At 40.4% G+C, this 12,907-nt stretch carries 9 protein-coding genes; 4 read left to right on the top strand and 5 right to left on the bottom strand.

Going from position 1 to position 12,907, the window contains the following annotated elements:
* Nucleotides 1-10 precede the first annotated feature (10 nt).
* The 5 genes from RT138_RS09950 to RT138_RS09930 all read right to left on the bottom strand — a co-directional run bounded on the left by RT138_RS09950 (nucleotide 11) and on the right by RT138_RS09930 (nucleotide 5,747).
* Nucleotides 11-1,270, bottom strand: a complete 1,260-nt coding sequence (locus RT138_RS09950) for an FAD-dependent oxidoreductase (RefSeq protein WP_313190549.1) — start codon at nucleotides 1,268-1,270, stop codon at nucleotides 11-13.
* Nucleotides 1,271-1,292: 22 nt separating this feature from the next.
* Nucleotides 1,293-2,291 (bottom strand): 4-hydroxyproline epimerase, encoded by a 999-nt coding sequence (locus tag RT138_RS09945; protein WP_313190548.1) that lies wholly within the window; start codon nucleotides 2,289-2,291, stop codon nucleotides 1,293-1,295.
* 4 nt (nucleotides 2,292-2,295) lie between these two features.
* Entirely contained in the window at nucleotides 2,296-3,792 is a 1,497-nt protein-coding gene (locus RT138_RS09940) for an aldehyde dehydrogenase (NADP(+)) (protein ID WP_313190547.1), read from the bottom strand.
* Between the two features lie 78 nt (nucleotides 3,793-3,870).
* A complete protein-coding gene (locus RT138_RS09935; protein ID WP_313190546.1) occupies nucleotides 3,871-4,773 on the bottom strand; it encodes a dihydrodipicolinate synthase family protein in 903 nt (300 codons plus the stop codon).
* A 110-nt stretch (nucleotides 4,774-4,883) separates the two neighbouring features.
* Entirely contained in the window at nucleotides 4,884-5,747 is an 864-nt protein-coding gene (locus tag RT138_RS09930; RefSeq protein ID WP_313190545.1) for an AraC family transcriptional regulator, read from the bottom strand.
* Nucleotides 5,748-6,127: 380 nt separating this feature from the next.
* Here RT138_RS09930 and RT138_RS09925 point away from each other — a divergent pair, with 380 nt between their 5' ends.
* The 4 genes from RT138_RS09925 to RT138_RS09910 all read left to right on the top strand — a co-directional run bounded on the left by RT138_RS09925 (nucleotide 6,128) and on the right by RT138_RS09910 (nucleotide 12,891).
* The gene (locus RT138_RS09925) at nucleotides 6,128-8,854 is read left to right on the top strand and encodes a DUF5695 domain-containing protein (protein ID WP_313190544.1); all 2,727 of its coding nucleotides are present in this window, start codon (nucleotides 6,128-6,130) and stop codon (nucleotides 8,852-8,854) included.
* 100 nt (nucleotides 8,855-8,954) lie between these two features.
* Nucleotides 8,955-10,367 (top strand): aminopeptidase P family protein, encoded by a 1,413-nt coding sequence (locus tag RT138_RS09920; RefSeq protein WP_313190543.1) that lies wholly within the window; start codon nucleotides 8,955-8,957, stop codon nucleotides 10,365-10,367.
* A gap of 108 nt (nucleotides 10,368-10,475) precedes the next feature.
* Complete coding sequence (locus RT138_RS09915; RefSeq protein ID WP_313190542.1) at nucleotides 10,476-11,537, top strand: acyl-CoA desaturase; 1,062 nt, start codon at nucleotides 10,476-10,478, stop codon at nucleotides 11,535-11,537.
* Between the two features lie 247 nt (nucleotides 11,538-11,784).
* A complete protein-coding gene (locus tag RT138_RS09910) occupies nucleotides 11,785-12,891 on the top strand; it encodes a DEAD/DEAH box helicase (RefSeq protein ID WP_313190541.1) in 1,107 nt (368 codons plus the stop codon).
* The last annotated feature ends 16 nt before the right edge of the window (nucleotides 12,892-12,907 follow it).

Raw genomic sequence — 12,907 nt, 5'->3', positions numbered from 1 at the left:
GGTAAAATTGCTACTGGAATCGGTCGGGATTAAAAGCGGAAATATTCGTTTCTGTCTTTTCATTGGACAGGATCCTTGCTATGCTTTTACCAAAGGCTGGCCCCAAACTTAGGCCCATCATACCTCCGCCCCCTGCAATGCTTACATTGCTGTATTTCTTGGTCCTCCCTAAATAAGGAAGCCCATCTGGCGAACATGGTCTGTACCCAAACCATATATCATTTGGATAGTCAATTTGAATATCAGGATAGTATTTTGGGATAGATTCAACGATGCCCTTAACCCTGTTCTGATAGATTTTATCATTCGCAGGACCCAATTCCATGGTACCACTAAATCGTATCTGATTGTTCATCGGTGTCACAGCAACCCTTGCTTCCAACAAAAGTGCTGCATGATTCATCGAAGTGCCTTCTTCTGGATTATACATAAAGGAATAGCCTTTCCCAGGCATAAGTGGTAATTTCAAGTGTAATTTAGCTCCTATTTTGCCCAGTGCTGCTCCTCCAGTAACCACAAACTCATCTGCTTGAAAGTTTCCTTTATTGGTCACCGCGGATTTGATTTTATTTCCGCTGGTTTCAAATCCGTTAACTTCAGTTGCATACTGAAATTCCACTCCATGATGGACAAGATAGGTTGTCAATTCCTGCATTAATTTAGGCGGATACATAATGCCATCGCACTTATAAAGAATAGCACCCAATGTATCGACCTTGAGGTTCGGTTCTAATTCCTGCACGCCATTCCGATCTAAAACCTGAGTATCTAATCCTAATCGGTTTGCTCGCTCAGCCAACACTATTTCTTCATGTTCGACTTCTTTTGATTTGTACATCATCAAAATGCCGTTCTGCCTCAGTTCAAAGTCAAGACCTTCTTCTGAAGCCAACTGATCATATAGCTTACTGCTTTCCAGATTCAAATCACGAATTGCTTCAGCATTCCTTTCTACATGCTTCTCATTGGCATGTTTTAGAAATTTCAGTCCCCAGTCGATCAACCCGAGGTTCAATGATGGCCTAACATAAAACGGGCTCTTACTGTTCAGCATCCATTTTACTCCTTGGGCTACCATTCCCGGTGCTGCCAAAGGTGTAAAATGACTAGGAACGATCATGCCCGCATTGCCATAGGAACAATTATTCTTGCCATTGTCCTTCTCCAGGACAGTGACTTGCCAACCATCTTTTAATAAATAATAGGCTGTGGATAGACCTGCAATCCCAGCCCCGATAATAACTACATTTCCTTTATGGTTTTTTGACACTTTATTCTATGGTTATCGTGAATTACATAACTTGAAATCCTTCTTTATACGGGTCCATATCATCTATGATAATCTGACTATATCCCGTAATGATTGCCCATCCTTCTACTGATGGAACGATGGCATCCTGACCCGCCAATTGGGTCTCTTCCTCAATCCGCCCAATAAACTGCGAGCCTATATAACTTTCATGGACAAATTCATCTCCTGGCTTTAATTTTCCTTTTGCATACCATTGCGCCATGCGAGCTGAAGTCCCTGTTCCACAAGGTGAGCGATCGAGGGCATTCTCGCCTACCAATACCGCATTTCTACCTGTGGAGTTCTCCTTGGTCGGTTTCCCGGTCCATTGAATGTGGCTCAAACCAAAAATATTTTCATCCTCAGGATGGATAAATTCATACTTCTCATTCAACAGGGAACGGATCAACTTTCCATAATGGATCAATTGGCTTGCGGAGAAATCGCAGATATCCCTAAAGTTCTTCTGCGGATCTACAATCGCATAAAAATTCCCTCCATAAGCAACATCAGCAACAATTTCACCTAAATCAGGACAGTCTACAGTCAATTCTGATTTATATAAAAAGGATTTCACATTGGTCAACTTTACTGTCTTGACCTTTGAGCCTTCCTGCAAATAATCGATCAAGATCAATCCTGCAGGTGTTTCCAGTCGGAGTTTACCTGGTACTTTCGGAATCACCAATCCTTCCTCTATGGCAATGGTCACAGTTCCAATGGTACCATGGCCACACATTGGCAAGCAACCACTGGTTTCTATATAGAGTACACCCGTATCATTATTAGGATCAATGGGTGGATACAGAATGCTACCACTCATCATATCATGGCCTCTAGGCTCAAACATCAACCCTTTTCTGATCCAATCATACTCCTCCATAAAATGGAGCCTGCGTTCCATCATGGAATTCCCGTTCAGATATGGACCACCTCCAGCCACTAAGCGCACTGGGCAACCACAGGTATGGGAATCAATACAAAAAAATGTTTTCTTCATCTATTTATTGGTTTGCATTTATGGAATCCTTCGTACTCGTACCATCCACTAGGCGATTGATCGCAAGGGGATTGCCATTTTTCAGTTCAGCTGGAAGAAACTGATCTGGCCAGTTCTGAAACGCCAATGGGCGTAAAAACCGCTTAATGGAATCAGGTCCTACCGAGGTAAACCTTGGATCTGTACTCGAAGGAAAAGGCCCGCCATGTTGCATCGCATACACAACCTCAACCCCGGTTGGCATTCCATTGAACAATAGCCTTCCGGCCTTATCTTTTATGATGTTTAATATCGTCTTATTTTCTTCTGCATCTTTCTCCGTTCCAGCAATAGTTATCGTCAGTTGTCCTTTTAGGTTTCTTGCGATTTTCTCTACTTCTGATATAGAATCAGCTTCTATCAATAATCCAAACGGACCGAAAACTTCCTCAGCCAAAACTTCATTGGTCAAGAAATTTGCTGCAGAGGTCAAGGCTACCCTTGGTCGACCCTGGCCAGATTCAGCAATAGAATTCGACTCGGAAAGTATAGCAACCTCAGCTTGATTGCTCAATAGATCCTTGTTTTTCTCAAAATGTGAATAGATCCCTTGGTTCAGCATATGGGCAGAATTGATCGCCGCAATCGCATCATGCAAACTAGATTTAAATTGCTCAAAAGCCTCCCCTTTCACCGCAATGAACAACCCAGGATTGGTACAAAACTGGCCTACTCCTAAGGTTAAGGATGAAGCGTATTCCTTTGCCAAAGCTTCTGCTTTCTCTTCCAATATATTCCCGAAGGCAAATATTGGATTGATGCTTCCCATTTCCGCAAAGACAGGAATCGGTTCTTCCCTCTGGTTTGCAATATCAAACAGGGCTTTTCCTCCCCAATAGGAACCAGTAAAACCTACCGCTTTAATACCTTGCTGAGCAACCAAATAAGCACCGATCTTCTCTTTAGCACCTTCAACTTCATTGCCAAGGATATGGTTGAAGACCCCCTCAGGCCATCCAAATTCCTTTACGACTTCCGAGATTGCCTTGGCCATCATCGTAGAGGTTTTCTCGTGCCCCGAATGACCTTTTACAATCACTGGGCATCCTGCAGCTAGGGCACTTGCGGTATCTCCACCTGCGGTTGAAAAAGCAAAAGGAAAGTTGCTAGCCCCAAATACAACCACTGGCCCTATGCCTAGATTGTATTTGCGAATATCATTCTTTCCTTTTTCTGGATTTGCTAAGTCAATCCTCGCCTCACTGTACAGGCCATTGGAAATCGCATTTGCATAACTCCGCCATTGCCAGATGGTCCTTGCCTTCTCGCCCTCCAAACGAGGAAAAGGTAATGAGGTCTCCTGATTTGCTGTCTCGATCAATTCCGTCCCTAGACTTTCAATTCGATCTGCTACAGCATGCATAAACTTGGCTCGATCCCTAACCGTAGTGGACTTTAAAAATTGATACGCCTCAGCAGCCAGGTCTACACATTGATCTAAGTATTCTTTTTTTTGGTTCATATTCAATTGGGTTTACTATTAAAGGAACATAAAGCTGTAAGACCAACTTTATGTTCCAAAGACTGCACATCCTCCGATTTAATTCAAAACCGGACGACTTGCAATGCCATCAGCAATTATTTTGTTTATTCTTGTCGCTTCCTCACCTACCAAAGGCAACCTTGGCGCACGAACATGCGGTGTACAGATTCCTTCAGCTGTAGCAGCTAATTTAATGTACTGGATAAGTTTTGGATGGATATCCAACTCCAATAATGGCATAAACCATCTATAGATTTCAATGGCTTTTTCAACTTCACCATTCAGGGCATGATTGTACATCGCCATGGTTTCTCTCGGAAAAGCATCAACCAATCCTGCAACCAACCCATCGGCACCAAGCAGTACTGTTTCCAAGGAAATGGTATCCACACCACCCAGAACCTTAAAGCGATTGCCAAACTTATTCTTCATTCTGGTAATGTTTGACAGGTCTCTGGTTGATTCTTTCACCGCTTGAATACTTGGGTAATCCTTCAATTCTTCAAACATGCTCAAGGAAACATAGGTCGCATAATCAACAGGGTTGTTGTAAATTAAGATAGGAAGGTCAGTCGCGCTGGCAACAGCCTTAAAATATTCTACCACCTCACGGTCATCTGCTTTATAGCGCATCGGAGGTAGTAACATCAAACCATCCGCGCCAAGTTCCTTTGCTTTTTTTGCAAAGTCAACGGCATTTTTGGTTGTATTTTCCGCAATATTCAGAATTAGTGGAATTCTTCCAGCAACAACTTTTTTCGCATAAGAGAGCAATTCGAATTTCTCATCATTGTCCAATACAGCAGCATCTCCCAGAGTTCCCGCAATAATGATCCCATGTACACCCGCAGAAATCTGCGCCTCCGTGTTTTTGGCAAACATTTCAAAATCAATTTCTCCATTCTCCTTAAATGGAGTCAAAACAGCAGGATAAATTCCTTTCCAATTTAATTGAGCCATAGTAAGTTTTCTTGTTTTAAATTATAATTGTATAACCAAAACTAGCCACTTAATAGCTCCTCGCCTAACCGCCTTTTAATATTTGTTTACTGAATTTTAACCTTTTCTATTTATTGATATAAAAAGTTCTTGTAGTTTAATGCGTATTCCTTTGGTGAGGTGCCGATAACACTCCGAAATACTCGATTGAAATTGGTGATGCTGTTAAATCCACTGCTGTAGGCAATAATGGAAACACAGTCATACTTATCATTACCTAATAAGCGACAGGCTTCACGAACCCAGATTTCATTTAGATAGGATACAAATGTCTTTCCCGTGCATTTCTTAAAATATCTACAGAATGCCTGCGGAGTTAAGTTTGCCTTTTCTGCCACATCACATAATGAAATATTCTCTTTAAAATTCTCCTCAATATACCTACATAAAGAATTGATCTTGAAACCGCCAAAGGCATCAGTTTCATAATGAGAAACCCCTGAAAGAGGTGTCAAATCAGCAGAGACCATGTTCAACGATTTTAACAGATAAAAGAAGTTCACCAATTGGTCCATCCTATCAGATCGCTTCAAAACCTCGATTCTTCTCCGTATCGGAGCCAAATGTTGTTTCGGAACCTGAAAACCTCTACAGTTATTGCTGATGAATTCCATTAATACGCTCAACTCAGGCAAATTCAACAAATTAAGCAAGGCGCCCTCTAGGTTGAAAAATACGGAAACAGACCTTATCCCTTCCGAACTTTGGTCATTCTTGAAAACATGAGCTTGATTGGAACCAACCAAAAAGATGTCACCCTGTTGAAAATTATGAAGATTGTCATCAACCAACAGTTGACCGCTACCAGCTACAATCATAATAATCTGATACTCAACATGACGATGCATATACGGATAAAACTTATCTAATATGTCTTCCTGCACAAATACCGTCCTATCCTTAGGAACCGGTACATTATATTGTATTGGTTTCATAATTTAAAAAGTTTATAAATGTCAATCTAACACTAAATATAGTTATAAAGAGGTCATTCAGCAAAATATTTAACAGGAATGGCTAAGAATTGGCCATACTAGGCTAAAATCCGGCAATCTTAAAACAATTATTAAAACCATATTTGTAACAAACAAACAGGAAAAACTTAATCGTGTGTATTAAGTGTGACTTTGGATCAATGCTTAGAAAACCAGTTTTGTTAGATAAAATGGAAATCACACCATATAATTTCTTCCAAACTGTAATTTTGCTTCCACTAATCTAATTATTTTACTTAATACAATTAAATTTTTCCTTCCATTCATTTTTAGAATTCGAATAATTGGCTTTCTATTAATATTTTAAGACTTCAACAGAAATGATGAAAATTAAAAATTTCTATTATCTCCTTTTATTGGCTTTGACACCTAACATGCCCCAACCGGCTCATGCTCAACAGAATGAACATCCAGTTTGGAAAAAAGTAGCTGCTGAACCTCCTACCCTTGGCATTGACCAAGGCAAGAAAACCTTTCCTTTGAAAGAGCTTAACCTGCAGCTTTTAAACAGTTCCCAGACCGCATCATCAATCAAACTGGTCGATGCAGATACTAGCTTTGACTACACAGCAACTGAACTCTTAAACAGAAGAGATCGCAATGGTTTCTTCCATATCGGGGACATCAATCTCAAAATTCGTGATGTCGGCAGCCAGGAATGGCAGTCCTTCTCCTCTGCAAATAACCGTCAAAAAGTACTTGCATTAAAGCCTGAGGGCCATGCCTTAGCCATGGCTGATTTGAGCCCTACCTTGCAAGACATACCTTTGAAGGTAATCCGAAAATGGGAAGACATAAATGGACACCTGCAACTTACCTTCCAGATCATCAATAATTCAAACAAATCCATTGAGATTGGCGGCCTTGGAATTCCCTTACCGTTCAACAACAACATGGATTGGAAAAGTTTAGACGAAGCCCATGCTAAAAATGTCTTCTTCGACCCTTACATCGGAAAGGATGCTGGATATATGCAGGTAAACCGACTGCATGGAAATGGACCTAGCCTATTGGTCTTGCCCAGTGAAAATGCGGGATTTGAAGCTTACAACCCTTTAAATACAGATCCAACCCCCAGAAGCATCACCTTTGAAGGCTTTCATGAATGGCTGATCTATAGCAAAGCTTATGCAGAAACAGAATGGAAAAATGTCAATCCTTGGAACCAACCTACGTCATCTATTTTGAAACCAGGTGAGACCAAAAACTTCTCGTTGAAATTTGTTCTCGCACCGAGCATCAAAGAAATTGAATCTACCCTATTGGCCAATAATAGACCTGTAGCCATTGCAGCTCCAGGTTATGTCGTTCCAATGGACAACCCAAGCAAATTATTCATCAAGCATAATAAGGAGATCAAGAACATCGGGGTTTTTCCAAAAGATGCCTTAAGCATAAAAACCTTGAAAAAGACCAAGGATAATTGGAATCAATTTGAGGTATCAGGAAATACCTGGGGAAGGGCAAGACTACAGATTACCTATCAAGATGGAATCGAACAAACCATTCAGTATAAGGTCATCAAACCTGAGCAGGAAGTAGTCAAGGACTTAGGGAATTTCTTGACCAATGAACAATGGTTTGAGGATCCCAATGATCCATTTAAAAGATCGCCTTCGGTAATTACATACGATATTGAAGAAAGAAAACCTGTTACCCAAGAGCAAAGGGCCTGGTATGCAGGCTTGAGTGATGAAGCTGGTGCTGCCAGCTGGCTGGCAGCCATGATGAAACAGGTTATGCTGCCAAACAAAGCTGAAATTGAAAAACTTAAGCGTTTTGTCAATGAAACAATGTATGGCCGAATCCAACACAAAGAGGGAAAAGATAAATATGGCGTAGTCAAGAGTCTTTTCTATTATGAGCCAGATTCCCTACCAAAAGGTACCTATAGTGAAGATATCAACTGGAAAACATGGTCCGCTTGGCCTAAGAAAGAAGCCGACAATATAGGTCGGTCCTATAATTATCCCCATGTAGCGGCAGCCCACTGGGTCATGTACCGTCTCGCTAGGAATTACAACCAGCTAGTTGCTGAAGAGCCTTGGGATGTATACCTCGACCGGGCATTCCATACGGCAATTGCCATGGTTGAAAAAGCCCCACATTATGCTCAATTCGGACAGATGGAAGGCAGTATTTTTCTACTGATCCTGAATGACTTAAAAAGAGAAGGCTTAACGGATTCTGCAAATAAATTGGAATCCGAAATGAGAAAACGTGCCGAGCATTGGAAAACCTTAAATTACCCATTTGGCAGCGAAATGCCATGGGACTCCACCGGCCAAGAAGAAGTTTACCTCTGGTCCAGGTACTTTGGCTTCGATGAAAAAGCACAGGTGACCCTCAACGCCATATTAGCCTATATGCCGACGGTTCCACATTGGGGCTACAATGGCAGCGCTCGCCGTTATTGGGACTTTGTATACGGCGGAAAACTCTCCAGAATCGAAAGACAGCTGCACCACTACGGCTCTGCTCTTAATTCCATACCCGTTCTCACTGAATACAGAGACCATCCCGATGACTTCTACCTACTGCGCGTAGGTCATGCGGGCATGATGGGAGCTTTGGCAAATGTTACCCAAGAAGGTTTCGGACCAGCAGCATTCCACTCCTATCCATCCACCCTAGAAATCGACGGTATTACAGGGGATTATGGTTCAGGATTTTATGGCTATGCCGTAAATTCAGGAACATATATCCTCAAGCATCCCGAATTTGATTGGTTGGCCTTCTCCGGAAACCTGGTCAAGGATAAAGAAAACATCGATGTTAAAATCAAAACTGCAGCAAGAAACCGAATCTTCCTAGCTCCAGAAAAACTATGGATTGAACTCGATGCGGGGGAGCTGGATCAACTTTCCTATAATGAGAAAAACAAAACGGTTACATTGACCCTGATCCCCAATTCAGAAATCCTGGAGAATAACCTCCTCAGGTTTAATTTCGAAAGTGGTTATACATTAAAAGGCTTTGAAAAAGATGCTTTGGGTAGATACGTCATTCCAAATCGCGTTACACAAATTCAACTAAGCAAAGATTAAGCAGCTTAATCAACCGGTAACAACTTATTCCTATAAATACTGTGGTTCCTAAAGACGGTTCCACAGTTTTTGTTTAATTTCGTTATAAAATTTAAGAGCAATGTTTTCGTCAAGTACCTATCAAAATAGAAGAAACCAATTGAAGAATGAGGTTTCCCATGGAGTGATCGTTTTATTAGGAAATATTGAAAATCCCATCAATTTCGAACATAACACTTACCCATTCCGCCAAGACAGCAGTTTTTTATATTATTTCGGAATCCAAGCCCCATTTATTGCTGGAATCATCGACATTGATGAAAACCGGGAAATAATCTTTGGCGATGAATTGGACATGGATGCATTGGTTTGGACCGGCAGACAAGAAACCTTAAAGGATAAAAGCCTGAAAGCAGGAGTTTCTGAAACCATGCCTTTCAAAGAACTGGAGAACTACCTTCAGAAAGCTAAGTTCAATAACCGCCCCATCCATTTTTTGCCTCCATATCAATCTTACAACAAAATCCTATTGAGCAGGCTATTGGATAGACATTTAGATGAACTACTGCCATCTGAAAAACTGATCAAGGCCGTCGTAAAGCAAAGATCGATCAAGGAACCACAGGAAATCGAACAGATTGAAGAGGCTCTTCGTGTTTCTACGGAAATGCATCTCCTTGCCATGAAGATTTCAAAACCGGGAATGAAAGAATATGAATTGGTGAATGCAATCCAAAAATATGCTGCAGACCAAAACTTTACATTTGCCTATCCACCGATCGTGACGGTACATGGCGAAATCCTCCATAACCAATACCGTGAGAACAGCTTTAAAAACGGCGATTTGGTCTTAAACGACTCAGGCGCTGAAACCTCAATGGGTTATGCGGGTGACTTAACCAGGACTTTCCCTGTATCCGCAACTTTCACAGAAAGACAGAAAGACCTTTACAATGTGGTCTTAAAATCCTTTACGGACGCTAGAGACATGATGAGACCGGGGGTTAAATTCAAGGATATCCACTTAAAAGCTGCCAAATCTTTGGTAGAGGGCTTGACCGCAGTTGGATTGATGAAGGGGAATGCTGAAGACGCCGTTGCTAACCATGCCCATACCATGTTCTTTCAATGTGGCTTAGGCCATATGATGGGTTTAGATGTCCATGATATGGAAGACCTAGGTGAACAGTATGTGGGATATACCGAAGCAGAGCCTAAGGACAAAAACACATTTGGACTCAAGTCTTTACGCCTAGGAAAAGAACTGGAAGCAGGCTTTGTCTTGACCGTAGAACCCGGCATATACATTATTCCTGACTTGATCGATATGTGGAAGGCAGAAAAGAGAAACCATGAGTTCATCAATTATGATCTCCTAGAAGATTACCGTAATTTTTCCGGAATCCGAATTGAAGATAATTTCTTGATTGAAGAGAACGGCTACCGATTATTAGGTCCAGACTTGGTAAAAACTGTGGAGGAAATCGAAGAAATCAGAAAGCAAAGTTTGAATGAAGGCCCAATAAAAAATTAGAGTTTTTTAACTTAAGTTAAACAATCATTTGCCATATTAATTGTAAGTTTGCACAAATACAACATTCTTGTCGGGCTGGTCGACAAAGTGGAAGTGGGTAATAATTATATGAAATCAACCATAAAGTTCAACAACTTAAACAGCTTATTCTCAAAATCATTAAAAAATAATATCAACGAATATTTTAATAACACCATACAAAAAAAGACTGGAAACAGTAAATTGTACAGTAAAGCCATAATCTTGATGGCTTCCTTTGTTTTAATATACAGTATATTAGTTTTTGTACAACCGCATTGGGCAATCAGTGTCCTGTTATGTATGATATTTGGTGTCAACCTTGCAGCTATTGGATTCAATATTATGCATGATGCTGGCCATAATTCGTTTTCTGAGAACAAGCATGTCAATAATATCCTTTCTTATTCCTTAAATCTTTTGGGAGGGAACATATTCTTCTGGAAGCAAAAACACAATATCGCCCATCATACCTACACCAATATCGATGGTGAAGATCCCGATATCGAAGTGAAGTTTATGCGTATCCATCAAGATCAGCAACTAAAGAAACACCACCGTTTCCAGCCTATTTATTTCATTTTTCTTTATGGAATTTCTTATTTAGCATGGATATTCTATCAGGATTATGAAAAATACTTCAGGCAAAAAATGGGCAGTTCAGAAAGAACATTCCACTTTCCATTGAAGGAAAAAGTAATCTTCTGGATCAGTAAGCTTATTCACGCCTTGATTTTTATTGTCATCCCGATTATTTATGTGGGATGGATCCCGACCATAGTTGGTATTTTGATAGCAGGCGCGGTATGCGGAATCTGTTTAGCGACGGTATTTCAATTGGCCCATGTGGTTTCAGAAACAGAGTTTAAATCTGGTGACCAACCTAAAATTGAAGAGGAATGGATGATTCACCAAATCCAATCCACTGCAAACTTCTCCACCAAGAACAAAATGTTAACATGGCTTTTGGGTGGCCTGAACTTCCAGGTGGAGCATCACCTTTTCCCAAAGATCAGCCACATCCATTATCCGGCATTAAATAAGATCGTTAGACAGGCTTGCAAGGATTATGAAATAAAATACAACGAATATAATTCCTTCTGGTCTGCCTTTAAATCGCATGTCAAGGTCATTAAACTCATGTCCGTTTAGGACCTATAATTCGTCCCATTAATAAAAAAGAAAAATATTATCGAAATATTTTAGTAATTTTGTAATAATATTGGAATTTATTCTATAATATCATTGACTTTGTAAACCCTCCTTAATAAACTTTGTCACTGCTTCTTCAGATTTCATTTTAATATTAATTGACATATTTTATGTGTGTAAGCAGTTTGTTCTAACGAAGAGCATTTCGTAAAAACAAATTTTTAGAAGACAAATTTTAAAAACATCAATGAATTTCAACAATATGGAGCTAATCGCTCCAATCATAAAAGCACTCGAAGGTCTTGGCTACAAGACTCCTACGGATATACAGATTGAAGCTATCCCCCACATTTTAAAGGGAAAAGACATCATCGGATGTGCACAGACCGGAACCGGGAAAACAGCAGCTTTTAGCATCCCAATCCTTCAAAACTGTGCGCAGCAAAAATCGAATTCAAAAGCTCCAAAAGCCTTGATCTTGGCACCAACTCGCGAGTTAGCCATTCAGATTGATAAAACCTTTGCTGAACTGAACAAACATCTTGGCCTAAGGCATTTGGTCGTATTTGGTGGTGTCCCAATCTCCAGAAATATTAGATCGCTTCAACAGCCTGTAGATATATTGATCGCAACACCAGGCAGGTTATTGGACCTAATCAATCAGAAATATTTAACATTGAACAGCATTGCTACCCTAGTATTGGACGAAGCTGATACCATGTTGGATATGGGATTTATCCATGACATCAAGAAGATCCTTAAATATGTACCAGAGAAAAGACAGACCCTGTTCTTTTCTGCTACCATGCCTCCTGAAATCAGGAAGTTTGCCAATACGATCTTAAAAAACCCAGCAGAAGTAAATATCAACCCCGTTGTAAAAGCATCTGAAAATGTCAATCAATCTGTTTTCTTCATTGAGAAAAAACAGAAAACTGACCTTTTGGTCGATCTATTGAACAGAGATAAGAACCTGCAAACCTTGGTCTTTATCCGTACAAAACATGCTGCAGACCGATTGGCAAAGCAACTTAATAAAAGAGGATTCCAGGCAGATGCCATTCATGGAAATAAATCACAGAATGCAAGACAGAATGCCTTGGAATCTTTTAAGACAGGAAGGTCCAAGATTTTGATCGCAACAGATATTGCTGCCCGTGGTATTGATATCCATAAATTACCACAGGTCATCAATTATGATCTACCCACTGAATCCGAAACCTATGTACACAGGATTGGAAGAACGGGAAGGGCCGGAAATGCTGGCCATGCTTATTCTTTCTGCAGTGAAGAAGAGAAGAAAGCATTACATGGAATCCAAAAACTGATTGGCTTCCAACTAGAAACGAATTAAATAATTAAGTAAGTAA

This window comes from Sphingobacterium sp. (assembly GCF_032065005.1).
Lineage (GTDB): Bacteria > Bacteroidota > Bacteroidia > Sphingobacteriales > Sphingobacteriaceae > Sphingobacterium.
This window is presented reverse-complemented; position numbering and strand designations above follow the sequence as displayed.

What these genes read in the sequence shown, in the direction of transcription:
- RT138_RS09945 (WP_313190548.1), bottom strand. Translation starts at nt 2,291, where the DNA reads ATGAAGAAAACATTTTTTTGTATTGATTCCCATACCTGTGGTTGCCCA.
- RT138_RS09920 (WP_313190543.1), top strand. Translation starts at nt 8,955, where the DNA reads ATGTTTTCGTCAAGTACCTATCAAAATAGAAGAAACCAATTGAAGAAT.
- RT138_RS09940 (WP_313190547.1), bottom strand. Translation starts at nt 3,792, where the DNA reads ATGAACCAAAAAAAAGAATACTTAGATCAATGTGTAGACCTGGCTGCT.
- RT138_RS09910 (WP_313190541.1), top strand. Translation starts at nt 11,785, where the DNA reads ATGAATTTCAACAATATGGAGCTAATCGCTCCAATCATAAAAGCACTC.
- RT138_RS09925 (WP_313190544.1), top strand. Translation starts at nt 6,128, where the DNA reads ATGATGAAAATTAAAAATTTCTATTATCTCCTTTTATTGGCTTTGACA.
- RT138_RS09915 (WP_313190542.1), top strand. Translation starts at nt 10,476, where the DNA reads ATGAAATCAACCATAAAGTTCAACAACTTAAACAGCTTATTCTCAAAA.
- RT138_RS09935 (WP_313190546.1), bottom strand. Translation starts at nt 4,773, where the DNA reads ATGGCTCAATTAAATTGGAAAGGAATTTATCCTGCTGTTTTGACTCCA.
- RT138_RS09930 (WP_313190545.1), bottom strand. Translation starts at nt 5,747, where the DNA reads ATGAAACCAATACAATATAATGTACCGGTTCCTAAGGATAGGACGGTA.